31 protein-coding genes and 1 tRNA gene are annotated in these 26070 nt (G+C 60.5%); 16 read left to right on the forward strand and 16 right to left on the reverse strand.

The genetic code is table 11. From position 1 onward, the window contains the following. Position 1: 1 nt before the first annotated feature. Genes SynMEDNS5_RS00090 through SynMEDNS5_RS00100 form a run of 3 tightly spaced genes read right to left on the reverse strand, consistent with a single transcriptional unit; the run spans position 2 to position 4020 of the window. A complete protein-coding gene (locus SynMEDNS5_RS00090) occupies positions 2 to 1258 on the reverse strand; it encodes a type II secretion system F family protein (protein ID WP_186583762.1) in 1257 nt (418 codons plus the stop codon). A gap of 16 nt (positions 1259 to 1274) precedes the next feature. After that, positions 1275 to 2348 carry a type IV pilus twitching motility protein PilT gene (locus SynMEDNS5_RS00095; RefSeq protein ID WP_186585749.1) on the reverse strand — a complete coding sequence of 358 codons (1074 nt, stop codon included), beginning with the start codon at positions 2346 to 2348 and terminating at the stop codon, positions 1275 to 1277. 10 nt (positions 2349 to 2358) lie between these two features. After that, positions 2359 to 4020 (reverse strand): ATPase, T2SS/T4P/T4SS family, encoded by a 1662-nt coding sequence (locus SynMEDNS5_RS00100; RefSeq protein ID WP_186583763.1) that lies wholly within the window; start codon positions 4018 to 4020, stop codon positions 2359 to 2361. Positions 4021 to 4115: 95 nt separating this feature from the next. On the opposite strand from SynMEDNS5_RS00100, the gene grpE reads away from it, so the two are divergent. Genes grpE through rsgA form a run of 4 tightly spaced genes read left to right on the forward strand, consistent with a single transcriptional unit; the run spans position 4116 to position 7165 of the window. Then, a complete protein-coding gene (gene grpE / locus SynMEDNS5_RS00105; protein ID WP_186583764.1) occupies positions 4116 to 4838 on the forward strand; it encodes a nucleotide exchange factor GrpE in 723 nt (240 codons plus the stop codon). Between the two features lie 50 nt (positions 4839 to 4888). Continuing rightward, positions 4889 to 6019 carry a molecular chaperone DnaJ gene (dnaJ, locus tag SynMEDNS5_RS00110; RefSeq protein ID WP_186583765.1) on the forward strand — a complete coding sequence of 377 codons (1131 nt, stop codon included), beginning with the start codon at positions 4889 to 4891 and terminating at the stop codon, positions 6017 to 6019. 2 nt (positions 6020 to 6021) lie between these two features. Further along, positions 6022 to 6264, forward strand: coding sequence for a sulfurtransferase TusA family protein (locus SynMEDNS5_RS00115; RefSeq protein WP_186583766.1), 243 nt, complete (start codon positions 6022 to 6024; stop codon positions 6262 to 6264). Positions 6265 to 6283: 19 nt separating this feature from the next. Beyond that, positions 6284 to 7165: a ribosome small subunit-dependent GTPase A gene (rsgA, locus tag SynMEDNS5_RS00120; RefSeq protein ID WP_186585750.1), complete on the forward strand. Its 882-nt coding sequence runs from the start codon at positions 6284 to 6286 to the stop codon at positions 7163 to 7165. Here the strand turns inward: rsgA and SynMEDNS5_RS00125 are convergent. The 3 genes from SynMEDNS5_RS00125 to murC are packed head-to-tail and all read right to left on the reverse strand — an operon-like array spanning position 7140 to position 9871. Continuing rightward, complete coding sequence (locus SynMEDNS5_RS00125; protein WP_186583767.1) at positions 7140 to 7481, reverse strand: YbaB/EbfC family nucleoid-associated protein; 342 nt, start codon at positions 7479 to 7481, stop codon at positions 7140 to 7142. The genes rsgA and SynMEDNS5_RS00125 overlap by 26 nt on opposite strands. Positions 7482 to 7511: 30 nt before the next feature. Then, positions 7512 to 8444, reverse strand: coding sequence for a UDP-N-acetylmuramate dehydrogenase (gene murB / locus SynMEDNS5_RS00130; protein ID WP_186583768.1), 933 nt, complete (start codon positions 8442 to 8444; stop codon positions 7512 to 7514). Further along, positions 8420 to 9871 carry a UDP-N-acetylmuramate--L-alanine ligase gene (gene murC / locus SynMEDNS5_RS00135; RefSeq protein WP_186583769.1) on the reverse strand — a complete coding sequence of 484 codons (1452 nt, stop codon included), beginning with the start codon at positions 9869 to 9871 and terminating at the stop codon, positions 8420 to 8422. Before murC ends, murB begins: the two co-directional genes overlap by 25 nt. Before the next feature lie 172 nt (positions 9872 to 10043). Between murC and gap the strand changes: the two genes are divergently transcribed. After that, positions 10044 to 11069 (forward strand): type I glyceraldehyde-3-phosphate dehydrogenase, encoded by a 1026-nt coding sequence (gap, locus tag SynMEDNS5_RS00140; RefSeq protein ID WP_186583770.1) that lies wholly within the window; start codon positions 10044 to 10046, stop codon positions 11067 to 11069. A 61-nt stretch (positions 11070 to 11130) separates the two neighbouring features. Here gap and thiL read toward each other — a convergent pair whose 3' ends face one another. Further along, a complete protein-coding gene (thiL, locus tag SynMEDNS5_RS00145) occupies positions 11131 to 12120 on the reverse strand; it encodes a thiamine-phosphate kinase (protein ID WP_186583771.1) in 990 nt (329 codons plus the stop codon). Between the two features lie 6 nt (positions 12121 to 12126). After that, positions 12127 to 13158: a peptidylprolyl isomerase gene (locus SynMEDNS5_RS00150; RefSeq protein WP_255440397.1), complete on the reverse strand. Its 1032-nt coding sequence runs from the start codon at positions 13156 to 13158 to the stop codon at positions 12127 to 12129. 119 nt (positions 13159 to 13277) lie between these two features. Between SynMEDNS5_RS00150 and efp the strand changes: the two genes are divergently transcribed. Next, entirely contained in the window at positions 13278 to 13841 is a 564-nt protein-coding gene (gene efp, locus SynMEDNS5_RS00155; RefSeq protein WP_186583773.1) for an elongation factor P, read from the forward strand. Positions 13842 to 13843: 2 nt separating this feature from the next. After that, entirely contained in the window at positions 13844 to 14323 is a 480-nt protein-coding gene (gene accB / locus SynMEDNS5_RS00160; protein WP_186583774.1) for an acetyl-CoA carboxylase biotin carboxyl carrier protein, read from the forward strand. Here the strand turns inward: accB and pdxA are convergent. Beyond that, complete coding sequence (gene pdxA, locus SynMEDNS5_RS00165; RefSeq protein WP_186583775.1) at positions 14310 to 15338, reverse strand: 4-hydroxythreonine-4-phosphate dehydrogenase PdxA; 1029 nt, start codon at positions 15336 to 15338, stop codon at positions 14310 to 14312. The genes accB and pdxA overlap by 14 nt on opposite strands. Here pdxA and SynMEDNS5_RS00170 point away from each other — a divergent pair. After that, entirely contained in the window at positions 15337 to 15528 is a 192-nt protein-coding gene (locus SynMEDNS5_RS00170) for a 4-hydroxythreonine-4-phosphate dehydrogenase (RefSeq protein WP_186583776.1), read from the forward strand. The genes pdxA and SynMEDNS5_RS00170 overlap by 2 nt on opposite strands. On the opposite strand, the gene SynMEDNS5_RS00175 is transcribed toward SynMEDNS5_RS00170, so the two are convergent. Further along, positions 15494 to 16420: an SDR family oxidoreductase gene (locus SynMEDNS5_RS00175; RefSeq protein ID WP_186583777.1), complete on the reverse strand. Its 927-nt coding sequence runs from the start codon at positions 16418 to 16420 to the stop codon at positions 15494 to 15496. The genes SynMEDNS5_RS00170 and SynMEDNS5_RS00175 overlap by 35 nt on opposite strands. Before the next feature lie 54 nt (positions 16421 to 16474). Between SynMEDNS5_RS00175 and SynMEDNS5_RS00180 the strand changes: the two genes are divergently transcribed. After that, the gene (locus SynMEDNS5_RS00180) at positions 16475 to 16687 is read left to right on the forward strand and encodes a serine protease inhibitor (protein WP_255440197.1); all 213 of its coding nucleotides are present in this window, start codon (positions 16475 to 16477) and stop codon (positions 16685 to 16687) included. Here the strand turns inward: SynMEDNS5_RS00180 and SynMEDNS5_RS00185 are convergent, their stop codons facing one another. Beyond that, positions 16688 to 17122: an HNH endonuclease gene (locus SynMEDNS5_RS00185; protein WP_186585752.1), complete on the reverse strand. Its 435-nt coding sequence runs from the start codon at positions 17120 to 17122 to the stop codon at positions 16688 to 16690. A gap of 252 nt (positions 17123 to 17374) precedes the next feature. Here SynMEDNS5_RS00185 and SynMEDNS5_RS00190 point away from each other — a divergent pair, with 252 nt between their 5' ends. Further along, complete coding sequence (locus SynMEDNS5_RS00190) at positions 17375 to 18883, forward strand: DEAD/DEAH box helicase (RefSeq protein WP_186583778.1); 1509 nt, start codon at positions 17375 to 17377, stop codon at positions 18881 to 18883. Here SynMEDNS5_RS00190 and SynMEDNS5_RS00195 read toward each other — a convergent pair. From SynMEDNS5_RS00195 to SynMEDNS5_RS00205, 3 genes are all read right to left on the reverse strand, one after another. Beyond that, entirely contained in the window at positions 18838 to 19224 is a 387-nt protein-coding gene (locus SynMEDNS5_RS00195; RefSeq protein WP_186583779.1) for a hypothetical protein, read from the reverse strand. The genes SynMEDNS5_RS00190 and SynMEDNS5_RS00195 overlap by 46 nt on opposite strands. Further along, positions 19224 to 19628 (reverse strand): DUF6554 family protein, encoded by a 405-nt coding sequence (locus tag SynMEDNS5_RS00200; RefSeq protein WP_186583780.1) that lies wholly within the window; start codon positions 19626 to 19628, stop codon positions 19224 to 19226. The genes SynMEDNS5_RS00195 and SynMEDNS5_RS00200 overlap by 1 nt, the downstream gene beginning before the upstream one ends. Positions 19629 to 19691: 63 nt before the next feature. After that, positions 19692 to 20207, reverse strand: a complete 516-nt coding sequence (locus SynMEDNS5_RS00205; protein ID WP_186583781.1) for an AbrB family transcriptional regulator — start codon at positions 20205 to 20207, stop codon at positions 19692 to 19694. A gap of 119 nt (positions 20208 to 20326) precedes the next feature. On the opposite strand from SynMEDNS5_RS00205, the gene SynMEDNS5_RS00210 reads away from it, so the two are divergent. The 3 genes from SynMEDNS5_RS00210 to SynMEDNS5_RS13045 all read left to right on the forward strand — a co-directional run bounded on the left by SynMEDNS5_RS00210 (position 20327) and on the right by SynMEDNS5_RS13045 (position 21246). Further along, on the forward strand, positions 20327 to 20596 hold the full coding sequence (locus SynMEDNS5_RS00210; protein ID WP_011931977.1) for a hypothetical protein: 270 nt from the start codon (positions 20327 to 20329) through the stop codon (positions 20594 to 20596). A gap of 122 nt (positions 20597 to 20718) precedes the next feature. Beyond that, positions 20719 to 20880 (forward strand): hypothetical protein, encoded by a 162-nt coding sequence (locus SynMEDNS5_RS00215; RefSeq protein ID WP_186583782.1) that lies wholly within the window; start codon positions 20719 to 20721, stop codon positions 20878 to 20880. 123 nt (positions 20881 to 21003) lie between these two features. Then, positions 21004 to 21246 carry a hypothetical protein gene (locus tag SynMEDNS5_RS13045; RefSeq protein WP_255440199.1) on the forward strand — a complete coding sequence of 81 codons (243 nt, stop codon included), beginning with the start codon at positions 21004 to 21006 and terminating at the stop codon, positions 21244 to 21246. A 23-nt stretch (positions 21247 to 21269) separates the two neighbouring features. Here the strand turns inward: SynMEDNS5_RS13045 and SynMEDNS5_RS00220 are convergent. Beyond that, positions 21270 to 21341, reverse strand: a tRNA-Gly gene (locus SynMEDNS5_RS00220). Positions 21342 to 21400: 59 nt separating this feature from the next. Continuing rightward, positions 21401 to 22552 (reverse strand): alanine--glyoxylate aminotransferase family protein, encoded by a 1152-nt coding sequence (locus SynMEDNS5_RS00225; protein WP_186583783.1) that lies wholly within the window; start codon positions 22550 to 22552, stop codon positions 21401 to 21403. A gap of 56 nt (positions 22553 to 22608) precedes the next feature. On the opposite strand from SynMEDNS5_RS00225, the gene cbiD reads away from it, so the two are divergent. From cbiD to SynMEDNS5_RS00240, 3 genes are all read left to right on the forward strand, one after another. Continuing rightward, on the forward strand, positions 22609 to 23817 hold the full coding sequence (cbiD, locus tag SynMEDNS5_RS00230) for a cobalt-precorrin-5B (C(1))-methyltransferase CbiD (protein ID WP_186585753.1): 1209 nt from the start codon (positions 22609 to 22611) through the stop codon (positions 23815 to 23817). After that, positions 23798 to 25384: a glutamine-hydrolyzing GMP synthase gene (gene guaA, locus SynMEDNS5_RS00235; protein ID WP_186583784.1), complete on the forward strand. Its 1587-nt coding sequence runs from the start codon at positions 23798 to 23800 to the stop codon at positions 25382 to 25384. Before cbiD ends, guaA begins: the two co-directional genes overlap by 20 nt. A 62-nt stretch (positions 25385 to 25446) precedes the next feature. Continuing rightward, positions 25447 to 26058 carry a hypothetical protein gene (locus SynMEDNS5_RS00240; RefSeq protein ID WP_186583785.1) on the forward strand — a complete coding sequence of 204 codons (612 nt, stop codon included), beginning with the start codon at positions 25447 to 25449 and terminating at the stop codon, positions 26056 to 26058. The last annotated feature ends 12 nt before the right edge of the window (positions 26059 to 26070 follow it).

A 26070-nucleotide genomic window follows, 5' to 3' on the forward strand; every position in this document is an offset into this window, starting at 1 on the left:
TTTATTGAATCTGATCAAACACGGTGAACATCGGCAGGTACATCGCCAGCAGTATTGAACCCACAATTCCGCCCACCACCACGATCATCGCGGGTTCAAGCATTGAGGTGAGCGCCTTCACGGAGGCCGAAACCTCGTCTTCGTAGAAGTCGGCCACCTTGCTCAGCATCTGGTCCATTTCACCGGTTTCCTCGCCGATTGAGAGCATGCTCAGGGCCATATCCGGCAACACTTTTTGGCGTGTGAGCGCCGTGCTCAGCAGCACGCCTTCCTGCACCAGGCCGCGCGATTCCAGAATTGCGTCGGAAATGATTGAGTTGCCTGCTGTTTCGCTGGAGATCTCCAGCGACATCAAGATTGGTACGCCAGCGCGGGTGAGTGAACTGAAAATCCGGCAGAACTGGGCGGTGGCGGTTTTCATGATCAAGTCGCCAAACAGCGGAACTTTGAGCATCAGGCGATCAATCACCCGGCGACCCTTGTGGGTGGCGTAGTAGCGGCTGAACAGCCAGATGCCCACGAGCAGCACTCCAGCGAAGACGAGTGCTGCCGAAGAGCGCAGCAGTTTGCTCAGGTCCACCATCAGCTGCGTGAACAAGGGCAGTTCGGCCCCCAGGTCTTCGAAGATTCCCGCAAAGGTGGGAATCAGGAAGATGGTCATTCCCAGGAACACCAGAATCGCAATCACCAGAACGGCCACCGGGTAACCCAGGGCTCCCTTGATCTGGTTCTGCAATCGCGCGTTGTCTTCCAGCAGTTTGGCCAGGCGCTTCAGCGATTCATCCAGCACTCCCCCAGCCTCGCCTGCTTCCACCATCGCGACGGTGAGTTGATCAAACACCTTCGGCCACTGGCGCATGGCGGCTCCCATGGCTGTGCCCTGGTTCACTTCCAGCCCCACGGCGGTGAGCGCCTTCTTGAACATCGGCAGCTTCTGCTGGGTGGCCATCAAATCGAGGCTGCGCACGATCGGTACGCCGGCATCCACCAGCGCGGCCAGCTTGCTGGCCCAGACCGCTTTGTCTTTCACCCCTGGTGGCTTCTGGAACAGTTCCCCGAGATCCAGAGAAAGAATCCCTTCGCTGCTACTCGCCTCTTTTGGGCGTCGAGCTGTTGATGTCTCTGTGGCTTTCAGCTCCGTGGCTTTGATGCCACGGCGACGGAGTTGTTTGCGAGCTGTCTGAACATCCTTGGCCTGAATGATCACCGAGCGTGACTGACCGGTGGCGGAGGTGTAGCTGGCAGTGAATTTGGCCATGGCGATCGGCAGGGCCTCAACCTGCCGCGAGCCGATCCAGTTCGGATGGCTTGCTCGCTTTAGCTCGCGCTTCCTGCAGGGTGATGTCTCCTCGGCCGACCAGATCCGCCAGTGCCTTCTCCAGGGTCTGCATGCCCAGTTCGCCACCGGTCTGAATCTGCGAATACAGCTGGGCGGTTTTTCCTTCGCGGATGAGATTGGCGATGGCCGGTGTGTTGATCATGATTTCCTGCGCCATCACCCGGCCGAATTGTCCGGGCGCCGGGTTGCGGCGGCGGCACAGGGTCTGGGAGAACACGGCCACCAGGCTCCCCGAGAGCTGCACGCGGATCTGGGTCTGTTGAGCGGGGGGGAATACATCCACCATGCGGTCCACGGTCTGGGCCGCTGAGCTGGTGTGCAACGTGCCGAACACCAAGTGCCCGGTTTCAGCAGCGCTGATCGCCAGCTGAATGGTTTCCAGATCGCGCATTTCTCCCACTAGGATCACGTCGGGGTCCTCTCTCAGGGCCGTTCGCAGTGCATTGGCGAAACTGCGGGTGTCTTCATTGAGCTGGCGTTGATGCACCAGGCTCTGATCGCTCTTGTAAACGAATTCGATCGGATCCTCGATCGTGAGGATGTGTTCCGCGCGGCTGTGGTTGATGTGATCCAGCAGTGCCGCCAGGGTAGTGGTTTTGCCTGACCCAGTCGGGCCGGTCACCAGCACCAACCCCCGGGGGCGTTTGCTGGTTTCCACCACCACAGGGGGCAGATTCAGCAGCTCGATGCTGGGGATTTTGCTGCCGAGAGCACGCAGACAGGCTGCATAGCTGCCTTTCTGGCGATACACATTCACCCGGAAGCGGGCCACGCCTTTAAGTCCGTACGCACAGTCGAGTTCCCAGGTCTGCTCGAGCGTTTTCCGCTGGCTGTTGTTGAGCATGGAGAAGATCAGTCGGTTGCAGCTTTCCTCCATCAGGGGCTCGTCCCGCATGGGCCGCAACTGGCCGCTGAAGCGACCGTAAGGCGGTTGACCGCTGGCGATGTGCAGGTCGCTTCCGCCTGCCTCCACCAGCTCCTGCATCAGGTCTTCGATCATCACTTCCATGACGCAGCCCTCAATGGCGTGGGGTAAGGCAGTACGGACATTCCAGCCAACCTTCCTGAAGTCCGCCACCACATCCGCTGCAGGTGAGCGTGCTCAGGGCCCGGGCCCGGCGTTCGGACTCCAGGCCAGCATCGGTGAGCACCATGCGGCCGACTTCCTCCAGGGTGGTGCGCCCTTCACGAACGAGATCAAGGCTGTAGCCCAGCAGCGTTTTCATCCCTGATTCCAGGGCCAGCTGGCGCACCATGTCGGTGGTGGCTCCCTTGGCCACCGCAGCGGCCATCACTTCATTCATGCTCAGCACCTCATATACCCCCACCCGGCCCTTGTAGCCGCTGCCCTGACAGGTGGGACAAGCGTCCGAATGCCCCTCGCGGTGATTGGCCTTGAAGAACGTCACGCCCTCTTCGTTGCTGGTCATCAAGCCGAACCGACCGAGTTCCTCGGCTTTCGGGTGATAAGGAATGCGGCAGTCCGGGCAGACACGCCGCAGCAGTCGCTGGGAGACGATGCCGATCAGTGACGCGCTCACCATGAAGGGTTCAACGCCCATCTCATCCAGACGGGCGATGGCACTGGGAGCGTCGTTGCAATGCAACGTGGTGAGCACGAGGTGACCGGTGAGTGCTGCTTCGATCGCGGTTTTGGCCGTTTCCAGGTCGCGGGTCTCGCCCACGAGCAGCACATCCGGGTCCTGGCGCATGAAGGCCCGCAGCGCCTGGCTGAAATCGAACCCCTTCTCCCGGTTCACCTGGCATTGGGTGATGCCTGGGAGGGTGTATTCGATTGGATCCTCCACCGTGGAGATGTTGATCCCAGGGTCGTTGCGTTCCGCCAGCAAGGAATAGAGCGTGGTGGATTTCCCCGATCCGGTGGGTCCGGTCACCAGGATCATGCCGAAGGGTTTGGAGCCCAGGGATCGCACGGTATCGAGCGTTGTCTCACTGGTGATCAGCTTGTCCAGGCCCAGCTGGGTGGCGGAGCTATCCAGCAGTCGCAGCACGATCTTCTCCCCGAAGCGACTGGGCAGGCAATTCACCCGAAAGTCCACGGTGCGGTTCTGGAATCTGCGCCGGATCCGTCCGTCCTGGGCCACCCTTCGCTCGGCGATATCCAGGTCCGCCATGATTTTGAAGCGGGAGGTCACCGCCGGCACCAAGCGGCTTGGCAGGGGTTCGATGCTGGTTTGCAGAACGCCGTCCTGGCGGAACCGCAACTGCAATCCAGCCTGCTGGGGCTCCACGTGAATATCGCTAGCTCCCAGCTGCAGCGCCTGCATCAGGATCCGGTCCACGAGATTGATCACCGGTGAACGATCGGCATCGTCCAGCCCGTCTTCCAGATCCACGATGGAGGACGACTGCATCGCGGCTTCATCGGCGTCGTTCTCCAGTACCCCGTCCACGCTGAATTCCGCGAGATAGGAGCTGGCGGTGTCGGCAATGCTCTCCGGCACTTGCTGAGGAGCTTGCTGCGGTGTTGGAGAGCGCTCTGCCGGTAATGGTTCGAGAAGGCTGTGCAGCGTGGCTGTCAGGTCGCTGTGCCGCCTCGGATCCAGTCCCATCGCCGTGAGATGGTTCAGAAGATCCGGTTCTTCGGCGCTGCTGAGGGTCCCGGGGATCGTGCGTTTCAGCAGCAGTTCCAGTTCCAGTCGGCGGCGTTCGTCACTCACAGCACATCAATTTCAAAAGGTGCGGGCTTCCGCCGCTTGTGGGAGGCCTACCTCACCTATCAACATGTCTAGACGTGAATTCGCAACCGGTCAGCATGAGTGGCGACGCCTCCACCCCTGAGCAGGACCCGGCCCAGGCTGTCTCCGACGGGCAGCAGCCTGTCGAGACCCCCAGTGATCCGGTCGAGACCACCCCGGCACCTGATCCCGGTTCTTCGGCTGAGGCATCCCCTCAGACCGGAGACAACGAAGCTCGTTTAGAGCAACTGGAGCGGGAGCACACCAGCCTGCGGGACGAACACGATGTGCTGCGGGGGCAGTACATGCGCATCGCCGCCGACTTCGACAACTTCCGCAAGCGCCAGAGCCGGGATCAGGATGATCTCAAGATCCAGCTCACCTGCAGCACGCTGAGCGAGATTCTTCCCGTTGTCGACAATTTCGACCGTGCCCGCCAACAACTCGACCCCCAGGGAGAGGAAGCACAGGCTCTGCACCGCAGCTACCAAGGCCTTTACAAGCAATTGGTTGACGTGCTCAAGCAGCTCGGGGTGGCACCGATGCGCGTGGTGGGTCAGGAGTTCGATCCCACCCTGCATGAAGCGGTTCTCAGGGAACCCAGCGATGCCCACCCCGAAGATGTGGTGATCGAGGAGTTGCAGCGCGGTTACCACCTCAACGGCAAGGTGCTGCGTCACGCCATGGTGAAAGTGTCGATGGGCCCGGGCCCACAGAATGGCGCGACATCCGAGCCTGCTGAGGCACCACCGGCTGATGCTGCCGCTGAGGAAGGTGGTTCAGGCGATAGCAACGGTTGAGCCAATGATCAGACGCCTCCCCTTACTGTGACCTTCGGGATTTCCAGCTGATGGCCGATTACTACGAGCTTCTCGGTGTCAGCAGGGATGCCGATGCTGACACTCTCAAGCGTGCCTACCGCCGACTGGCTCGCCAATATCACCCGGATATCAACAAAGAGCCTGGGGCTGAAGACCGTTTCAAAGAGATCGGTCGTGCCTATGAGGTGCTCAGCGATCCTCAAACCCGGGGTCGTTACGACCAGTTCGGAGAGGCGGGACTCGGTGGTGCCGCCGGCATGCCCGACATGGGTGACATGGGCGGTTTCGCCGATCTGTTCGAAACCTTCTTCAGCGGCTTCGGTGGTGCCGCAGGCGGAGCACGTCAGCAGCGTCGCCGCGGTCCCCAGCAGGGGGACGATCTCCGCTACGACCTCACGATCGATTTCGAGCAGGCGGTGTTTGGCCAGGAACGTGAAATTCGTGTGCCCCATCTGGAATCCTGCACCACCTGCGGAGGCAGTGGGGCGAAGAGCGGCAGTGGTCCCACCACTTGTTCCACCTGTGGAGGAGTCGGCCAGGTGCGCCGGGCCACCCGAACTCCCTTTGGGAGCTTCACCCAGGTGGCGGAATGCCCCACCTGCAACGGCAGCGGTCAGGTGATCGCTGATCCCTGCAACGCCTGCGGAGGCCAGGGTGTGGTGCAGGTTCGCAAAAAACTGCGGATCAATATTCCTGCGGGCGTTGATACCGGAACGCGTCTGCGTGTTGCCGGTGAGGGCAACGCCGGTCTTCGTGGTGGTCCCTCCGGGGATCTCTATGTGTTCCTCACTGTCAAGTCCCACCCCACGCTTCGGCGTGACGGTCTCACCGTGCTGTCTGAAGTGAAGGTGAGTTATCTACAGGCGATCCTTGGTGACACGATCGAGGTGGAGACGGTGGATGGCCCCACCAGCCTGGAACTTCCCGCTGGCACCCAGCCCAATGCCGTGCTCACGCTTGAGAACAAGGGCATACCAAAGTTGGGAAACCCTGTGGCTCGAGGCAATCAGCGGGTTGCCGTCACGGTGAAACTTCCCACCCGCTTGAACGACCAAGAGCGTGGACTGCTCGAGGAGCTCGCCGGACACCACTCTGCAAAGGGGGAACAGCACCACCATCACAAGAGCGGACTGTTTGCGCGTCTCTTCGGTCAGCGCTGACCATGGCAGCCCGCCAGCCTGATCAGGTGCTGGACCTGTGCGGTACGCCCTGTCCGCTCAACTTCATCCGTTGCCGGCTCGCCCTGGAAACCCTCGCCTCAGGGCAGTGCCTGCAGGTTGATCTCGATCCTGGAGAGCCTGAAGAGATGGTGGTTCCAGGACTGCGCCGGGATGGTCATGCGGTGACGGTGGAACGTTTGGGGCCTGACCGGGTCCGCCTTCTGGTGATCTGCAGCGGTGAGTGATGCTGTACCCCATCGCGGCATGGTGGTGGCGCTGCAGGCCAATTACCTGGAGGTGGAACTGGATGCCCCATCGCCCGGAACGCCGGCCCGTCTCCTCTGCACCCGCCGCACCAGGCTCAACCATCGCGGTGCTGCTGTGTATGTGGGGGATCGGGTCACGGTGGAGGCGATCGATCCCATTCAGGCCCGTGCCGTCGTGTCCGATGTGGAACCACGCAGCAGTTTCCTGGTGCGGCCTCCCGTCGCCAATGCGTCCTGCGTGCTCGTTGCTCTGGCTGTGGAGCAACCTGCTTTCGATGCCGATCAGGCCAGTCGCTTTTTGCTCACGGCGGAACAGACCGGTCTGCGAGTGCAGTTGGTGCTCACCAAGAGCGATCTTCTTACGCCTGAGCAGCAGGTGGGCTTGAAGCAGCGCCTGGAGGGCTGGGGCTATTCGCCCGTGATGGTGTCTGTTCCGACAGGCGTCGGTTTGGACACGTTGCGCGCCGTGCTTGCGTCCGAGGCCATCACCGTGCTCTGCGGTCCTTCAGGGGTGGGCAAAAGTTCGTTGATCAATGCCTTGCTGCCAGGCCTGGCCCTGCGGGTTGGCGCTGTGTCGGGACGGCTGCAGAGGGGTCGGCATACGACGCGGCATGTGGAGCTGCATCCCTTCGGTCCAGGTGCCCGTGTGGCTGACACGCCTGGATTCAACCGACCTGACCTGCCTGGGGATGCCCGCAATCTTGAAGTGCTGTTCCCGGAACTCAGGGAACAGCTGAACATCCAGCCCTGTCGCTTTCGCGATTGTCTCCATCGCGATGAACCGGGTTGTGGTGTGCGCCGTGATTGGGAGCGCTACGCCCTCTTTCGCGGAGCGGTGGAGGAGTTACTGGGGATCAGCCGCCCATCCCGGGGAGGTTGAGATCGAGGCCTCCAGTGAGCTCTTGCATGCGCTCTTTCATGGTGGCAGTGGAGCGTTCGTAGGCCGATTGGAGAGCGGCGAGGACGGCGGCTTCGGCAATGTCCTCGCCCTCGCTCAGCAAACTCGGATCCAGCTTCACGCGCAGGGGTTGTTGATTGCCGGATAGCCAGATGCTGGCCCGACCATCGTCGCTGCTGCCTTCGATTTCCATGGCATCGAGCTCTTCCTGCAGTTTCTGGGCGTCTTGCTGAATCTGCTGGGCCTTGCGGAAGGCTTCGGTGAGCTGTCCGAAATTGGGAAGTCCGAAACCGGCCATGGAAATGGAACTACTGAAGGAACTGGAAGATTAATCGGGCGTCTCGAAGCCCAGCCGTTTCACTTCTGGATGCAACGCAATGCCCTTGGCATCGTTCACTTCGCTTTGCACCAGGCTGATCAGGGCCCGGATGTCGTCTGCTGTGGCATCACCGGTGTTCACGATGAAATTGGCGTGCAGCTCAGACACCTGGGCACCACCGATGGCCCGTCCTTTGAGCCCAAGGGATTCGATCAGTTGCCCGGCCTTCTCCGGTTCGGGGTTGCGGAAGACGCTTCCGCAGCTGGGCAATTTGTAGGGCTGCGTGGTGGTGCGATGGTTGAGGTTGCCGCTGGTGCGGCGCTGCAGTTCGGCCGGGTCGTGACCGGATTCGAGCTGAAATTCGGCGGCCACCACCAGGTGCTGGCTGCTTTGGAGTGCACTGTGGCGGTAGCTGAACGCCAGCTCGTCCCGACTGATGTGGGTGATGGTGGGTTGAGGGTCGCTCAACCGGATGACATCCACACCGATCAGCTGTTCAGCCGTGCAGCCTCCCTGAGCCCCGGCATTCATCACGGCGGCACCGCCGACGGTGCCGGGGATTCCCACAGCCCATTCCATCCCCTGCAGGCCGGCTTTGGCAGCACGCCTGGCCAGGGTGGGCAGCGGTTCTCCAGCGGCGGCACGGATGCGGCCGGTTTCCGCATTCAATTCACTGCCTTGAAGCCGTCTCAGGCAGAGGGTGAGTCCGGGCAGGCCGCCGTCGGCGATGAGCAGATTCGAGCCGGCTCCGATCATCTGAACGGGGAGTCCCCTCTCCCTGGCCCACTGCAGGAGTCCTGGGATCTGATCGGTGTTCGTGGGTTCAGCCAGCCATTGCGCCGGACCTCCCACCCGCCAGGTGGTGAACTCCGCCAGCGATACCTCCTGTTGCAGGACACCGCAATCCTGCAGAGCCGTCAGGCTGCCAGTGCCGGTGGACATGGCGTCTGACCCTCACTTGATGATTGCGACAACCGCGACCAGAGGCTGTTGACGTCACCGGCACCCATGGCCAGCACCAGATCGTCGGGGAGGCTGTGTTCCTTCACGAGGGTGACAAGTTCATCCATCGTTGACGCCACAAGAACGGATTGATTCGTTGACAGTTCTTGCATGATGCTGGCCAAAGCTTCACTGTTCACCCCAGGCATTTCTGCCTCGCCAGCTGAGAAGACGGGAGCCAGCAGCACCAGTTCAGCGGAGATCAGTGCCTCGGCGAATTGGTTTTGAAATTCCTGGGTGCGGCTGTACCGATGGGGTTGGAACACAGCGACCAACCGTTGGGGTGATCTGGGGAGAGGGCTGCGACCGCTGGACACCATCAGATTGGCCATGTCCAGCGTTGCGGCCACTTCACTCGGGTGATGGGCGTAGTCGTCAACGATCTGACGGCCCTGCCAGTCGCCTCGGTAATCGAACCGGCGGCCGGGGGTTTTCAGCGCGGGAATATGGCTGATCAAGTGCTCCAGGGGCACACCTTCCATGCGGCAGGCAGCAAGGGCGCCGATGGTGTTGCTCAGGTTGTGCAGTCCGGGCATGGGCAGGCTGATCTGGCCCACAAAGTTCCCCTGTTCGTAGAGGTCCGCGATGGTGCGGTCGCCTTCAAGTGCGACGGGCAAGCCTGCAAAATCAACGTTGTCGCTGCGCTGGATAGACCACCAGGCATCCGCTTGGAAGTGCTCGCTGAGAATGGGATCGTCTTGATTGGCGAGCAGGCGTTTGCAACCGTGTCCGAAGCGTTGAAGGGTTGCGATCAGGTCGTCAAGGTCGCGGTAATGGTCGGTGTGATCCAGTTCAAGATTGGTGATCACACCCAAGGAGGCTCCGAATTTCACAAGCGAGCCGTCGGATTCGTCTGCTTCCGCCACTAGCAGGCGTCCATGGCCGGCATGACCATTGCTGCCGTAGCAGGGAACGATGCCTCCGATTACAGCGGTGGGGTCTTCGCCGGCACCATGAAGAAGCGTTGTGACCACCGTGCTGGTGGTGGTTTTGCCATGGCTTCCCGCGATGGCGATCGAAGGCTGCTGGTCGATCAGGGCTGCGAGTAAATCCGAGCGATGCCACACCTCGAGCTGTCGATCTCTGGCGGCAACCAACTCAGGATTGTGGTCTGGAATGGCACTGCTGATCACCACGATTGGTGACGGGCGATCCAGATGATCCAAGGCCTGGAAGTTGGCAGCTACTTGAGAATCAAAGGCCACCATCCCCGCGCTTTTCAGGCTTTCCATAGCGGGAGACAGTCGGCGGTCCGAGCCGCTGACGCGATGACCTCGGCTGAGCAGAATTTGTGCCAGTGCAGACATCCCGATACCGCCCGCACCGATGAAGTGCACAGGGATCTGGATGTCAAGCGTGCAGACCAATGGCCATCGCCGTGGACGTGCACGATAAATCAGCTTTTCGAGCTGACCAGTCGTTCAGGAACTTTGTAGCTCTGGGCAGGTCGCAATCCCAAAAACCCTTGTAACAAAGTAAATCCTGTGATTTCTGTATGATCGGCGGCCAAACCCCAGTAGCGGACGATCCGCTTTTGCTATGACCCTGCGCGTTGCGATCAATGGATTCGGCCGGATTGGTCGCAATGTGATGCGGGGTTGGCTCAGCCGCGGCGCTGACACTGGTCTCGAGATCGTGGGGATGAACTCCACATCTGATCCCAAAACCAGTGCCCACCTCCTCACCTACGACTCGATCCTCGGTCATATCGACCGCAGCGTTCAGATCGAGACCACCGACGACACGATGATCGTCAACGGGAAGGAGATCAAATTCTTCGCCGATCGCAACCCCCTCAACTGCCCCTGGAAGGACTGGGGTGTGGACCTGGTGATCGAGTCAACCGGTGTGTTCAACACCGATGAGAAAGCCAGCATGCACCTTGAAGCTGGTGCCAGCAAGGTGATCCTGACGGCGCCTGGCAAGGGTGACGGTGTGGGCACCTTTGTGGTGGGCGTGAATGACGATCAGTACCGCCACGAGGATTGGAAGATCCTCTCCAACGCCAGCTGCACCACCAACTGCCTGGCTCCGATCGTCAAAGTTCTCGATCAGAGCTTCGGTTTGGACTGGGGTCTGATGACCACCATCCACAGCTACACCGGTGACCAGCGCATCCTCGACAACAGTCACAGGGATCTGCGCCGTGCCCGTGCCGCTGCGCTCAATATGGTTCCCACCACAACGGGCGCTGCTAAGGCTGTGGCTCTGGTTTACCCAGAGGTGAAGGGAAAGCTCACCGGTTTCGCCATGCGCGTTCCCACCCCGAACGTGTCCGCTGTTGACCTCACCTTCGGACCTTCCCGCGCCACCACCGTTGAGGAAGTGAAGGCTGTGATCAAGGCCGCTTCCGAGAACGGAATGAAGGGCATCATCAAGTACAGCGATCTGCCCCTGGTCTCCACCGACTACGCCGGCACCAACGAATCCACCATCTTTGATGCAGACCTCACCTACGCCATGGGTGACAAAGCCGTGAAGATCCTTGCCTGGTACGACAACGAGTGGGGTTACAGCCAGCGCGTGGTGGATCTCGCTGAAGTGGTGGCCCGCAACTGGAAGTGATTCAGCAGAGCGCACTGATCTGAGTGTTCTTATCCCCCCTGCAAAGGGGGATTTTTATTGCTCAGGACGCTCCTCTGTAATGGGCGAAACCCTCCGCGACCACCGGTGCGTTGTCGTCGCTCCAGATGATCGCCTGGGGTTGATCGGTGACCACACCCACTTGCCGGCAGGACGGTTGCACGTCCATCCAGGCTTTGGCCCATGCTGCGGGAAGGGTGACCACCAGTTCAAAGTCTTCACCACCACTTAGGCACCAGCGCTGCCAGAGCGGACCATCCGGCCATCCTTCTGCCTGAGGCAGCTTTGTTCTGTCCAAAACAGCGCCGCAACCACTGCTTCGGCAGAGACAGTCGATGGCCTGAAATAACCCGTCGCTGCTGTCGGTTCCACCGGCTCTCCAGGGAAGTTGCTCTGGCTTGCAGCTCACCAGTGACTTGAGCGCATCAAGCCTCGGCAGTGGACGCTGATGCTGTTGGATCGCCTGCTCTTTCAGAGAGCCTGGCAGGGTGATGCCCAGCAATGAGGCATCTTTGAGAAGCAGGGCCAATCCCAGTCGACTCAGTCCATGGGCTCCGCTCACCACGATCCAGTCTCCAGGCATGGCCTGGGAACGGTGCAGTCGCAAGGTCCCGAGCGTGCCCAGCGCTGTGATCGAAAGCATTCTGACGGGGCCCTGGGAGCAGTCGCCCCCCAGCAGCACGCCCCCACTGTCCTGAAGGATGGAGTCGATGCCGTTGTAGACACCCTCCACCCAGTTCCAGGATGTGTGTCCTGGCGCCACAAGCCCCACGGTGATCCCCAGGATCTGATCCACACCGCTGGCGGCAAGGTCGGAGAGGTTGGCAGCAACGGCACGCCAGCCCACGTCGGTTGATGCGGTGGTGGCATCACTGAAGTGGATGCTCTCCACCAGCACGTCGGTGTTGATCAGTAGATCCGCTGTTGGCTGATGCAGTTGAGCGGTGTCGTCCTCCAGCTGACCCGGCGGAGCGAAGCGCGCTAAGCGCCGCAGTAGTTCCGCTTCTCCAAGGTCAGCCAGTGTCTGCGTCACTGCAGGTCAGGCGTGGGGCTGCAACCGATCAGCTCCATCCACCACCTCGATGCGGTTGATCTGGTCGTCCACGCTGAGTTCCTCGAGAACATCGAAGCCATTCACCACATAGCCGAAGGCGGCATTGCGTCCATCCACCAGATTCAGTCCGGCAGGGGTGAGCTCCGCTTCGTAAAGAAACAGGAAGAACTGGGATGAGCCATCATCGAGCGCCTGATCGGAATGGGCCCAGCCAAGGGTGCCGAGGGTGGAAAAAGGCAGGACGGGAGTGGCCTTGTACAAACCCACATCCTCAAAGGTCTCGTTGTAGAAGGTGTCCGGCTCGCCTGGAACACGAATTTCCAGCGGTACATGCCGTTCCTGCTTGCTGGTTGGATCCACATATCCGATTGCAGGACCCTCAGGATCGCCGCTTTGCAAGATGTAGAAATCCTCGGCTCTGCTGAAGGGAAGGCCGTCGTAGAAGCCCTTGAGGCTGAGATCGATGAAGGCGCCGGCCGTCAGAGGTGCGTTGTATCCATCCACAACGGCTGTGAGATCGCCCTGTGTGGTGCTGATCACCACGGTGGCCCGTCCATTGAGGCGGGGCAGGTCATCGAACTCCGCGGGAATGGGAGGGATCCGGTCATCAATCAGCAGGTATTCGAGATCGCCGATCGTGGTCAGCGTCTGCCGGCGGGTCTGGATGAATCCTGATTTATCGGTGGCATCCACCCGTTCCTGCATCAGCACCAGGTCGTTTTTGACCGTGTCGAGCAGCTGTTCGGCCTGCTCACGCTCGGCATCGGGCACGGCGTTGAGAATGTTGTTGCGACGCGTGTTCAGCAGCGCTTCGCTGCGGCTGATGCTGCGTCCGAGGGCACTCCAGCGCTTGGCCCGCAAATCGTCGCTCGTGCCTTCCAGTCGGTGCTGCAGTTCACGCAGGTCCTCCTGGTCCATCGGCAGGGAATCCCGCAGGATCGCAGCGGGATCCTGCACGGCATTTCCTTGGGGCAGTCCGGCCCAGACTGGTTCGGCCCAGACCAAGCCGACCACCATCAGGAGGCTGAGCAAGCCAGTGCTCAAACGCTGAAAAGCCGACCGAATCGCCACGGAGAACCCCAGGTGCTGAAAGGACTTTGGCACAGCCGTATGATCCCCTGAACCGTTCAGCGGGAATGATTTCCAGCAACGACTTTCGCACTGGCACCACCATCGAGCTGGACGGTGCCGTCTGGCGTGTGGTCGAGTTCCTGCACGTCAAGCCAGGCAAGGGTTCTGCCTTTGTGCGCACCAAACTCAAGGCGGTGCAAAGCGGCAACGTGGTGGAGAAAACCTTCCGCGCTGGCGAGATGCTGCCCCAGGCCATTCTTGAGAAAGCCACGCTTCAGCACACCTACATGGAAGGTGAGGACTATGTCTTCATGGACATGGGCACCTACGAAGAAACCCGCCTGTCTGCGAAGCAGATCGGTGAGAGCCGCAAATACCTCAAGGAAGGGATGGAGGTGAATGTCGTCTCCTGGAATGAAAAGCCTCTTGAGGTTGAACTACCCAATTCGGTTGTGCTCGAGATCAAGGAGACCGATCCGGGCGTGAAAGGCGACACCGCGACCGGTGGCACCAAGCCAGCCATTCTCGAGACCGGTGCTCAGGTGATGGTGCCTCTCTTTCTTTCCATTGGTGAGAAGATCAAGGTTGACACCCGCAACGACACCTACCTGGGTCGGGAGAACAGCTGACCATGCATCTCGACCACGATCAGCTGAATCAGCTTCTCGACAAGCTGGCGGAGAGCGACATTCAAGAGTTCCGTCTCGAGGGCGATGACTTCCGCCTGGAGGTTCGCCGGAATCTTCCTGTTGCGGCCGCGGCCACTCAGATGGTGCCTGTTGCCGCTCCTCCTGTGCCAGCGCTGGAGATCAAGACTCAGAGCGAGTCCTCGTCCGCTGCCCCTCCTGCAGCTGCGGGAACCCGCACGGATCTCGTGGATGTCACCGCTCCGATGGTGGGCACCTTCTACCGGGCTCCTGCACCCGGTGAAGCTGCCTTCGTGGAGATCGGTAACCGCATCTCTGCTGGTCAGACGATCTGCATCCTCGAAGCGATGAAGCTGATGAACGAGCTGGAGGCCGAGCTGAGCGGCGAAGTGGTGGAAATCCTGGTGGACAACGGCACGCCCGTGGAATTCGGTCAGGTGTTGATGCGCGTCAAGCCTGGCTAAGCGCCCAGGCCGCTTCGATGGCGGCCAGCATGCTGTCGCAGCGCGCGACGCCCTGGCCAGCGATGTCGAATCCGGTTCCATGATCGGGTGATGTGCGCAGAAACGAGAGGCCAAGGGTGGTGTTGACCGCCTGGTCAAAGGCAAGCAATTTCACGGGGATCAGTCCCTGATCGTGATACAGGGCCAGAATTCCGTCAGGGCCAGCTGTGTTGTTGCGGCTCCATGCCTGCGCTGCGCTGAGCCAGCACGTATCTGGCGGAAGAGGGCCCCTGAGCTGGATCGTGGGGTTTGCCTCCACCCATTGACGCAGCAAAGGTGTGAGCCATTGCTCTTCCTCGCTGCCGAGCTGCCCTTTCTCGCCGGCGTGGGGATTGAGACCGGCCACCAGCAGTTGCGGTGAGGGATTGAAGCGTTGGCAGAACCGGGCCAGGGTCTCCAGCTTGGTGCTCACCAAAGCCGGGGTAAGGGCTTGAGACACCTGTTGCAGAGGGATGTGGGTGGTGGCCAGAAGGGTGTTCAGTCGCCATCCGGTGCTGGGTGAAACGGCCGTGAACAGCATTGATGCGGACTCTGCTCCGTCGAGTTCGGCCAATCGCTCGGTCTGCCCGGGATAGGGATGGCCTGCTGCATGCCAGGTGTGCTTTGCGATCGGCGCCGTGACCAGGGCCCGTCCGTGGCCTCCCTGGACCAGCTCCACGGCTCGACTTAGCCAGCGGAACCCGGCCTCCCCGCTACTGGCCCCCGCATTGCCTGGATCCACTGGGCCGTTGGGGATCGGAAGGTCTTCAACCTCAAGGTCATCAGGATCCGCCAGGGGAACGCCCTTCAGGTTGTGCAAGAGCTGATGGGTGCGTTTGAGGCTGGCTCTGCAGCCCACCAGCAACGGTTTCATGCCCCGCGGACAGCGGGGGTCTGCGAGGGCTTTGAGGGTGACTTCCATGCCGATCCCGGCGGGATCCCCTAAAGCGATAACGAGATGCTGATTAGCGTCTGTGTGTTGATGGAGCGGGATCATGCTGCGCTGGCTGTTGATCGGGTTGCTGCTCTACGGCCTGGGAACTGCTCTGCGGCAAGGATGGCTGGAGGTTCAGTGGAGCCAATTTCTCCATGACGCCGGGCTGACATTCATCGATCCCGACCAGCCCCTTGAACTGCATGAACTGCCCATGTTCAAGCCGGAGACGAGGGAGTCCTCGACTCCCTGAGGGTTTCGATCGCGAGGCATTGCGCCAGTCCGCTGCGGTAGGTCGGATACACCAGCTCGTAACCGAGATCCTGGCGGAGGCGCTGGTTGCTGACCCGTCGGTTGTCCGCCCAGAACGACCTGGCCATGGCGCTCATGCTGGCCTCCGCTTCGCAGAACGGTTTGGGTTGGGGAAGCTCGCAGTTCAGTAGGGATGCGGCATAGCGGTGCACTGAAACACTCGCTGCTGGCTCGTCATCGCAGACGTTCACGATCTCTGGATGCTGACCCTGAGCGGATCGATGCATGAGATGGAGGGAGGCCGCGGCCAAGTCATCCACATGAATGCGACAGAACATCTGCCCAGGCTTGTCCACCGGCTGCAATGTTCCTGCTTTCAGCGCAGCGAGAGGGGAGCGGCCAGGTCCATAGATTCCCGGCAAACGCATGATCTGGAGAGGAAGTCCGCTGGACAGCCACGCTTGTTCGCACGCCAGCCGACGCCGGCTTCGGTCTTGGGTGGGTTGCGGAGGGTCGTTCTCGCAGACCCAGGCGCCGTCGGTGTTGCCGTACACCCCTGTGGTCGAGAGATAGCCGACCCAGCGCAGCGGCCAGTGCTTGATCTGATCGCCGAGCGTTGTCAGTACCGGATCGTTGCCATCGCGATCGGGTGGGATGGTGATGAGCAGATGGGTGACGCCCTCGAGCTGGTGAGGATCAGGAACCTTTCCGGTCGCTGAGTCGAAGGCGAGGTGTCCGCTGTACGGCGCGGGTTCACGCCGGGTGCTGATGACGGGGATCTTTAAGGCAGCAGCGAGGGAAGCGAGGCGGTTGCCACTGAACCCGGCGCCGAGGATGCAGAGCTTGGATCCGGCAGGCAGTGGCTGACAGCGGTTGACAAGTGATTCAGGCATGAGTACAAACGTATTATTCGCCATTCAGTTGTGACCGGTTCTTGTCTTTCTCTGGTGTCATCCCAGAACTCCATGCTGCCGCGTCGTGAGCCGATCCGCAGGGCTCATGCCGTAGGTCGTCAGGACACTGGCCTGCTGCGTGGTGTGATGGCCGCCGCAGCGGCTGCACTGGTAAGCGGAGCTTTTCTGCTGGCTCCAGAGCAGCCGGAGCAGCAGGCTTCAATCTGCCAACAGCATCACTCAGTGGATGCCTGCCGGGTTTGGTGATCAGGCCGCCTGGAAGGCCCAGTCGCTGTCGTCTTGTGGATTGGTTAAAGGCGAGTCTGCGTTTGTGGCGTTGGCAGTTGTTTGTTGAAGATCAGGTTGGGCCCACTGCAGCAAGCGCAGTGCCAGGCGCAGATCGCCATCCATCCAGGCTCGGATCGCCATGGCACGGCGCGGATCATAGAAACGCTGACGCCGATACCAATCGAATGCATCAGCATCTGATTTGTGACCGTTGCAGGATAAACAAGCGGGTACGCAATTTTCAGTAATGCTTAGCCCGCCGCGACTTCTCGGCAATACATGATCGATTGATTCAGAAGGTTTGCCGCAATAAATACAGCTTTTGCCGGTGTAAGTATGGAGTGATTGACGCCACCTTCGGACACGTAATTTAGGACAGAGATCTTCGAGAAAGACTGCATCTCTGTTGTGCATCCGAATCATTCGGTTGCTTGAAGTTTGCCGCGACCGACTCCATCGTCAATGTGTTGAAGACTGCATTTTTGCGATTTCGTTGTGAGCGCTTACAGGAGGTGTCTGGCCCCTTGTTTCTCTCGCTGGAATCCATAAGATAGTGATTGCTGACTTGGGTTCACGGCAGGATCTCCTCCTGGCTGCAGTCTTGGGTTGACCCCATCGGGCCTCGTGCGCGCAACGTATCCCTTTGACGCGGTGACGCATGCGCAAATGGGTCGCATTCGTCCTCGTGGGCTGTGGCGGGGGTCATCCTTGGGCTGGGAATTTCCGCTCGCGGCTGCAGAGACCCTGCTGGAGCGTTTTGGTAAACGCTTTCGTGTGGATGAGGAGCTCCTGCGCTGGCTGCATTGGCATCGTCATCCCTTACCGCCTTTGCCACACCACCGCGAGTTGATCGCTCATGCTGATCTGAATCAACCGTTGGCAGATGGCCGCCGGCCTCTTCCCCATCAGCGCTCCGGTGCCCGTTGGCTGCTCGCCCGTCGGGGAGCGCTTCTGACCGACGAGATGGGGCTCGGTAAAACCCTCACGGCCCTGTTGGCAGCGCGAGCGCTTGTGCGTGTGGTCCCTCTGCGCCTGCTGGTTGTGGCTCCAGTAGGGCTGCATCCCCATTGGCAACGGGAAGCGTCGGCCGTTGATCTTGAGGTGTGCTTGCACAGCTGGGCACGCCTGCCGAGCGACCTTCCCGAAGCAGGAACCATCATGGTGGTGGATGAAGCGCACTACGCCCAGACGATGCAGGCGCAGCGCACCCAGGCTCTGCTGCGGTTAGCCCGCCATCCGCGCTTGCGTGCGATTTGGATGCTGACGGGAACTCCCGTTCGCAACGGCAGACCGATTCAGCTTTACCCCCTGCTCGCTGCGATCGACCATCCTCTCGCTCGTGATCAGCGCTCCTTTGAGGAGATGTTTTGTCAGGGCCACTGGAGCGAACGGGGAGGACAGCGACGTTGGCGCGTGGATGGAGCCAGTCGTCTCGAGGAGTTGCGACGTCTGACCAGGCCACTGGTGCTTCATCGCCGCAAGCAGCAGGTGCTGGGTCTGCCTCCGAAGCGTCGCTCCTTTCAATCTGTGGCACTGGAGTCCACGCAGGCCCGTGGAATGGACCATCGGCTTGCCTTGGTGGTCGAGGACTATCGCCGTCGGGTCAGGGCCGGAGTTGTGCGTTCCGATGCCGAATCACTTGCGGTGTTGACGTCATTGCGTTTGATTGCCGCGGAATTCAAGTTGCCGGCGGCTGAACGGCTCGTGCAACACCTGCGGTCGCAGGGTGAATCCGTTGTGCTGTTCAGCTCATTTGTGGCGCCCCTCATGCTGTTGCAGCAACGTTTGGGTGGGGAGTTGCTCACCGGTCGGCAGAAACCGGAGGAGCGTCAGATGGCTGTGGATCGCTTTCAGGACGGATCGACGGATCTGCTGCTGGCGACCTACGGAGCTGGTGGCCTGGGATTCACGCTTCACAGGGCCCGTCAGGTGGTGCTGTTGGAGCGCCCCTGGACTCCTGGCGATGTCGATCAGGCCGAGGATCGCTGCCATCGGCTGGGAATGGATGGAGAACTCGTCAGCCATTGGCTTCAACTCGGTCCAGCGGACCAACTCGTGGATGGACTGGTGGCCAGCAAAGCCAGTCGTATCGAGCTGCTGATGGGTGCGCGACGGGTGAGTGTTGAACGTCAGTCGTTGCCGGCAATGGTGGCCCGCAGTTTGCAGGACTGCTGACGCACGCTGAGTTCGTGCAGCAGCATCGGATCGGGCTTTTGTTGACCCTTCTTGAGCAAGCGTGCGGCCTTGGCCACATCGTTGCAGGCCTCTTCAGGCCTCTTCATCAGGTTGAAGATCAATGATCGATCCACCAGGGGGGCCGGATTGCTGCGGTGAGCGCGAACCACCAAATTGCAGCGATCCAAGGCGGCATCCAAGCGTTTGAGGTTGAGATTTTCCAGACACTCGGAAGCTGCCACTTCAGCGGCTTCAGTTGGAGCGGTTTGATTGGATTGCTTCCCGCAGCCCATGCTGCTGATCAGCAACCCACCGAGGACAAGGCTGGAAACGAGCCGCATCAGTAGCTGTAACGATCATCAGCATCCCAGTTGGGGATCTCTTCGCTGCCACTGGAGCTGCTGGTTGCTTGGGGGGAAGCGGATGCACGGCCTGATCGACCGAACAGATCGCCGAGGTATCTGCCGCAATCAGGGAAGTTGCCAGGATCTTCAACCACTGCTTCGGTGATCATCACAGCCGCATGTTTGGGGGAAGTTTTGAACAGGCCGCTTCCTTGCCTCTTGATCAGCGCGTAGGAGGCTTCCCAGCTCACGTTGTGGTTGTTGCCGTTGCTGCGCATGTAGCAGTAAACCTGCGCACCTTTACCGGCAGGACCGTTGGCTGCGGCCTGAGCTGGAGCCGCTGACCACAGCATGCCTGCCATTGGCAGCAGCAGGGCAAGGCGCATGGGGAGGCTGGCCATCGGTAGACAGTTATTGCGATCTGCGCCAACGTATCGATTCTTGATTCGCTGTCCAGAGGTGGATCAGGAATTGCCGAGGCCCAGTGGCGCCAGCAATTTCACCACCAGGGGCAGCACCAGAAGCACCGTGATCAGCCGGACGGCATGCAGTGCTGCCACGGCTGCTCCAACCCCGTAATCAGCGCCGACCAGACTCATGCCACTGATGCCTCCGGGCGCCGCACCCAGCAAGGTGATCAAGGGGTCCACCCCCAAGAGTCTGCTGGTCCACAGACCGATCACAATCCCGGTGAGCACCAGGGTCACCGTGATCAGCACCGCAGGTCTCCAGAGATCCTGCAGTTGATCGAGGGAGGCCCGGGTCAGACCAGTGCCGATCACAGTGCCGATGCCGATCTGCAGAGCCGTTCGCGTGCCGTTGGGCCACTCCGCCACCTCCACGCGCCCACTCGTGCTTACCAGGGCGGCTCCGATCAGAGCTCCGGCGAGCGGCGCCGCAGGAAGCCCTGTTTTGAGTGCCAGCAATCCAAAAATCGTGCCTGCCAGGACGTAGACCAGCAGGGTTAACGGAGAAGCCAACACATCAAACTCCCAGCGGGTGGTGGATCAATCTCTGTCCACAGTCGCATCACCTGATGCGCGACTTGAGGGTCTGTCTTGCATGTGTTGTGATCTGGCCATCACTGTTCTTTTCCCGGATGACCCAGTCCGTGTCTTTCCGTATCACCCGAACGGCAGAGGATGTCGCTCAGACGCTCAACGCCTTGTCTCAACGCCTGATCAGATTGGAGCAACGCCTGGAGAGTGTTGAACTGCAGATGAAGCAGCAACGCAGCGAAGCGCAGACGATGCCTGCCGAAGAGCTGCATCGCCTGGATGGTGTCGATCAGTTGCTGCTGGAGTGTCAGGAGCTGCTTGGTCGTTCAGAACACCAGCTGGATGAACCGGACGTGGATCTGGCCGCATGAGGCTGGTCAGGGGTGGCAAAATAAAAAGAAAGCCAACCATGGCCCTCACTACTTGCTCCACATCTGGTATCCGCGGTTCCGGAAACGTTCCGCGACCAGGCTGTTCCTCCTCCGGTCTGCCCATGCCAGGAAACCGTCGCAGCTTCTTTGAAGGTGGTCATCAGCTTGAAAAGCTGGAGTTCGCCCTCGCTGTTGCGATCACCCGCGGCGACGAAAACCGATCTGAACTTCTTCGGGCTCAGATTGCCGAGCTGGGTGGCAACGTTGAAGAGCCAGGAACCTGACGCCTAGGCCTGAAATTCATCATTGAACGAGTGCGTGTTCAAAGCGCCCGATGAATCTTTGTTGTGGGCTGTTCTTGGTGATGTTTTGTTGATATACTTCTTGCAAGTGGAAAAAGTAAAGACATGGTTGCCACACTATTGAAGTCTTCAATTCAGGGAAAGACTTCGAGTCCTTCACGTGACCATTGCCTGAAGCTTGCTGAACAGCATTACTCAGAAGCGCGTTCCAACGCAGAAGCAGGTCTGGTTTCTGAATCCGCTCAGTTGATTCTCAAGGCTCTTGATCAGGAACGTCGTGCAGGAGGCGTGGGCCCCCAGGTCATGCAATTGATCAAACCCCGTGCTTCATGGGGCAACCGTAGTTGAGTCTGATTAGAATCTTTAAAGCAAGCGGGTGACCGGACTCGAACCGGCGACGTTCAGCTTGGGAAGCTGACATTCTACCACTGAATTACACCCGCACTCCGGGCATGATGGTATCTCATGCCCTTAATCAACGATCTGCTCAATCGTGATTGTTTCAGCTGTTCAGTGCTGAAGATGCTGCACTGAGCCCTGCTCCCATCGTGCCTTTATGCAAACCCAGAGACTGCAGAACTGATTCGATTGCGGCCACAGCTGTAAGCACATCGCGATCACAGACAAATCCAAGATGGCCGATGCGGAACACATGACCCTTGAGATGGTCCTGACCGCCAGCCAGCAGGATGTCGAATCGCTCCTTGACGGCTTTGCGAAGCTGCTCAGCATCGATCCCATCGGGTGCCACAGCTGTGATTGCAGGGCTTCCGTAGCCTTCAGCCGCGAAGAGCGGTAGGCCGATGGCTTTCATCGCTGCAGTCGCTGCGGCCCGATGGCGTGCGTGCCGGGCAAAGATCGCTTCCAGTCCCTCCGCCTGCATCATCTCCAGAGCCGCATCCAGGGCGAAATAGAGATTCACTGCTGGCGTGAACGGGTTGCTGTTCTTGGCCGCCGTTTTCCGATAGGGACCGAGATCCAGATAGAACTTGGGCAAGTCGGACCGTTCGTAGGCGGCCCAGGCCCGATCGCTCATGGCCACGAAGCTTAGGCCCGGGGGCATCATGTACCCCTTCTGGGAGCCTGAGGCCACCACGTCCAAGCCCCAGGCATCCATGGGAACGTTGGTGGCGCCAAGGCTCGTGACGCAGTCGGCGATGGTGAGCGCCTCACCATGAGCCTTCACATGGCTGCTGATGGTCTGCAGGTCGTTGATCACTCCGGTGGAGGTTTCGGAGTGCGTGAGGATCACCGCCTTGATGGCTTTGTCGGTATCGGCCTCGAGCGCTTTGCGGAATGCGTCGGGGTCGAGAGGCTGTCCCCAATCGGCCTTGATCACGTCCACCTCGAGTCCGTAGGCCCGCGCCACCTTCACCCAGCGTTCACCGAACTTGCCGTTGTCTCCGCAGAGCACACGATCGCCGCGGCTCAGGGTGTTGATGATGCCGGCTTCCATGGCTGCCGTCCCGCTTCCGGTGATCACCAGCACGTCGCTGCTGGTCTGATGCAGCCAGCGCAATTGGGCATTGGTGCGCTCCACCACGGCCTGGAATTCCCCGCTGCGGTGACCGATCGGGTGTCGTCCCATGGCCTTGAGCACCGTTTCGGGCACCGGGGTAGGCCCGGGAATCATCAGGGTCAGCTTGTCCTGCACGGCCTCTGGAGTGCCAATCCTCCATCCTAAAAAACAACCCGCTGCCCTTCTCTGTTATCGCTGCCCCTGTTCTTGATTCCGGATCCGGGCTCACCCTGCCGGTGTGGGTGGCAGCGGCAGCTTGCGCTGCCACCCAGGTGTTGCTGGGAGATCCAGCTCCTGCTCGCGTCAGCTTGCAGATTCCTGGGGAGTCCGAGCCCCGCAGCGTGCCGGTCCAGACCGCGAGTTGCATTCGCGATGGTGCCCAGGCTCTGGCCATCAGTGTTTGTGACCCTGGTCCTGGCCTCGATCTCACCCGTGGTCTTGAAATCTGGGTGCATGCTTGCTGGGGCCCTGCTGATCAAGGCTGGCTGACGCTGAAGGCCGGAGCGGGGGTTGGTCGTCTCGAAACCGACGGCTCCCTGTGCATTTCAGGGTTCGCCCGGGATCTGCTGGAGTGCAATCTCCGGAACCTTGTGCCCAGCGGCCAGTGTTTGGAGCTTGAGGTGGTGCTGCCTAGGGGACGAGCGTTGGCGCAACGCACGAGCAACGCCGCCTTCGGGGTGGTGGAAGGCCTGGCGCTCATCGGCACGCAAGCGGAGGTGCAAGCCAGTGCGTCGCCGGATCAGCTTCAGAGCGCTCTCGTGCGTCTGCGCACGCTGGTGGAGGCGTCTGATTTCGAGGGGCGGCTGACGCTGGTGATCGGCGAGAACGGTCTTGATCTGGCTCGATCTCTTCACCTCTCGGCCCATCAGCCTCAGCTGAAGGCCGGCAACTGGGTAGGCCCGCTGTTGGTGGCTGCCGCCGAAGCGGGGGTGCAGGAGCTTCTGCTCTTCGGTTACCACGGGAAACTGGTGAAGCTGGCCGGCGGCATCTTCCACACCCATCACCATCTGGCGGATGGGCGTCTGGAGGTGCTGGTGGCGCAAGGGGTGAAGCAGGGCCTGCCCGGTGATCGCCTGCGCGGACTGCTGGCTGCAGCGTCCTTGGAGGAGGCGTTCCGCTGGCTTGCGGATCAGGATCGTGATCAGGCTGCGGCGTTGTGGCAGTCCGTGGCCGCGGCAGTGGAAGAGCGAGGCCTGGCCTACCTCACGCGCTATGGATGCAGCGGCATGGGCGTGGGTGCCGCTTTGTTCAATCGTCAACGCCAGTTGCGCTGGGCAGGACCTTGCGGGCAGGAGATGCTCAAGCGCTGTGGGGTCCTTCTCTACGCTGAGGGATCGGCCGCCGATTCAGCGGTCACCCGTTCCACGGCTCACGGGCGAGATGTCACAGGCTCCGAATGAAGGTCAGCGTCAGCCGGCCCTTGTCATTCTTGATTTCGGCTCTCAGTACTCGGAACTGATCGCCCGGCGGGTCCGCGAGACCGAGGTGTTCTCCGTGGTGCTGGGTTACAGCACCTCGGCGGAGGAACTTCGCCGGATGGCTCCGAAGGGAATCATTCTCAGCGGTGGACCCAGCTCCGTTTACGCGGAGCACGCACCCCTGTGCGATCCGGAGATCTGGAACCTGGGCATTCCCGTTCTGGGGGTTTGCTACGGCATGCAGCTGATGGTGCAGCAGCTGGGAGGTCGTGTGGTGGCGGCCACCGGCAAAGCCGAATACGGCAAGGCACCGCTCGAGGTGGATGACCCCACCGACTTGCTCACGAATGTGGACAACGGATCCACGATGTGGATGAGCCATGGGGACTCGGTGGAAGCCCTGCCGGAAGGGTTCGTGCGTTTGGCTCACACCGCCAACACGACCGAGGCCGCTGTGGCCAATCACGAGCGCAGGCTCTACGGCGTGCAGTTCCACCCCGAGGTGGTGCATTCCACCTGCGGGATGGCGATGATTCGCAATTTCGTGTACCACATCTGCGGTTGCGAGCCCGATTGGACCACGGCGGCGTTCATCGAGGAAGCCGTGAGACAGGTGCGCTCACAGGTCGGTGACAAGCGGGTGTTGCTGGCCCTTTCCGGGGGTGTTGATTCCTCCACCCTCGCCTTTCTGCTGAAGAAGGCCATCGGTGATCAGCTCACCTGCATGTTCATCGACCAGGGATTCATGCGGAAGGGGGAGCCGGAATTCCTCATGGATTTCTTTGATCGCAAGTTCAACATCCACGTTGAATACATCAATGCCCGCCAGCGTTTTCTCGAAAAACTCAAAGACATCACCGATCCGGAGCAGAAGCGCAAAATCATCGGAACGGAGTTCATCCGCGTGTTTGAAGAGGAGAGTCGCCGCCTGGGCCCCTTCGATTACCTGGCCCAGGGCACCCTCTATCCCGATGTGATCGAGAGCGCCGGCACCGACGTTGACCCCAAAACCGGTGAGCGGGTGGCGGTGAAGATCAAGAGCCACCACAACGTGGGTGGTTTGCCGAAGGATCTCCAGTTCAAGCTGGTGGAGCCCTTGCGCAAATTGTTCAAAGACGAAGTGCGCAAGGTGGGGCGTTCGCTCGGCTTGCCGGAGGAGATCGTGCGGCGTCATCCCTTCCCAGGGCCTGGTCTGGCCATCCGCATCCTCGGCGAAGTGACGTCCGAGAAACTCGATTGCCTGCGCGACGCGGATCTGATTGTTCGCGAAGAGGTGAAAGAGGCGGGGCTCTATCACGAGATCTGGCAGGCGTTCGCTGTGCTTCTGCCCGTGCGCTCCGTCGGTGTGATGGGCGACAAACGCACCTATGCCTGGCCGATCGTGCTCCGCTGCGTGTCCAGCGAGGACGGCATGACGGCCGACTGGTCGCGTCTGCCTTACGACCTGATGGAGACCATCTCCAACCGCATCGTGAATGAGGTGAAGGGCGTGAATCGGGTGGTTCTTGACATCACCAGCAAGCCACCGGGGACGATTGAGTGGGAATAAGGGACGTAGGGGCTGGTGGGCCACGCTCAGTGCCGATACCCTGAGCCCCCGGCCTCAAGTCTGTGACCGCTGCCCAACAGCAGGACCTGCAACTTCAGCGTCGTCTGCAGCAGGACAGCATCCAGCTGGCAGGCAAGACCATCTACATCAATCCGTTCCTGTACTGGAGACGGTTTGACAGCAACACGGACCGCTGGTTGAGGGAACCTGGCCAGCTCAGCGAAGAGCAGATTCAGCAGAATCGAATTCGCTTCTATCCGGAGCTCGAGTGGGCGCTCCTCGATGAACGTGATCAGGAGATCAAGGATGGCGCCGTTGAGATGTTTCTTAAGAGCCTGGAGCTGATCAGCACGTTCCACCCCGAGCTCACCTCCGGACAGCTTCTGGAGGTGGAGCGCAAGATGGCCATCACCAAGAAACGCTCCTTTGAGCGTTGGGTTGAAAAGTCTTATCGCCGCAGATCCCGAGAGGTGACCAGGGAAAAGCGGCGTTTCGAGCGCAACCGTTTCTTGCGGGGATGGGGAGAATGGATCGCGCTGGACACCACCCATCAGGCTCTGGTGCCGGTGGTGGCCTTGCTGGTGCTGTCCGCAGTCGCGGGTTGGTCTTTGGGGTCGGCACAGTCCAGTTGTCCGACACTTGTGCTTCCGCCGGAGCAGACTGGGGTTCGTTGAGCAAGGCGTTCG

Origin of the sequence: Synechococcus sp. MEDNS5 (assembly GCF_014279875.1) — a bacterium.
In the GTDB taxonomy this organism is placed as follows: Bacteria; Cyanobacteriota; Cyanobacteriia; order PCC-6307; family Cyanobiaceae; genus Synechococcus_C.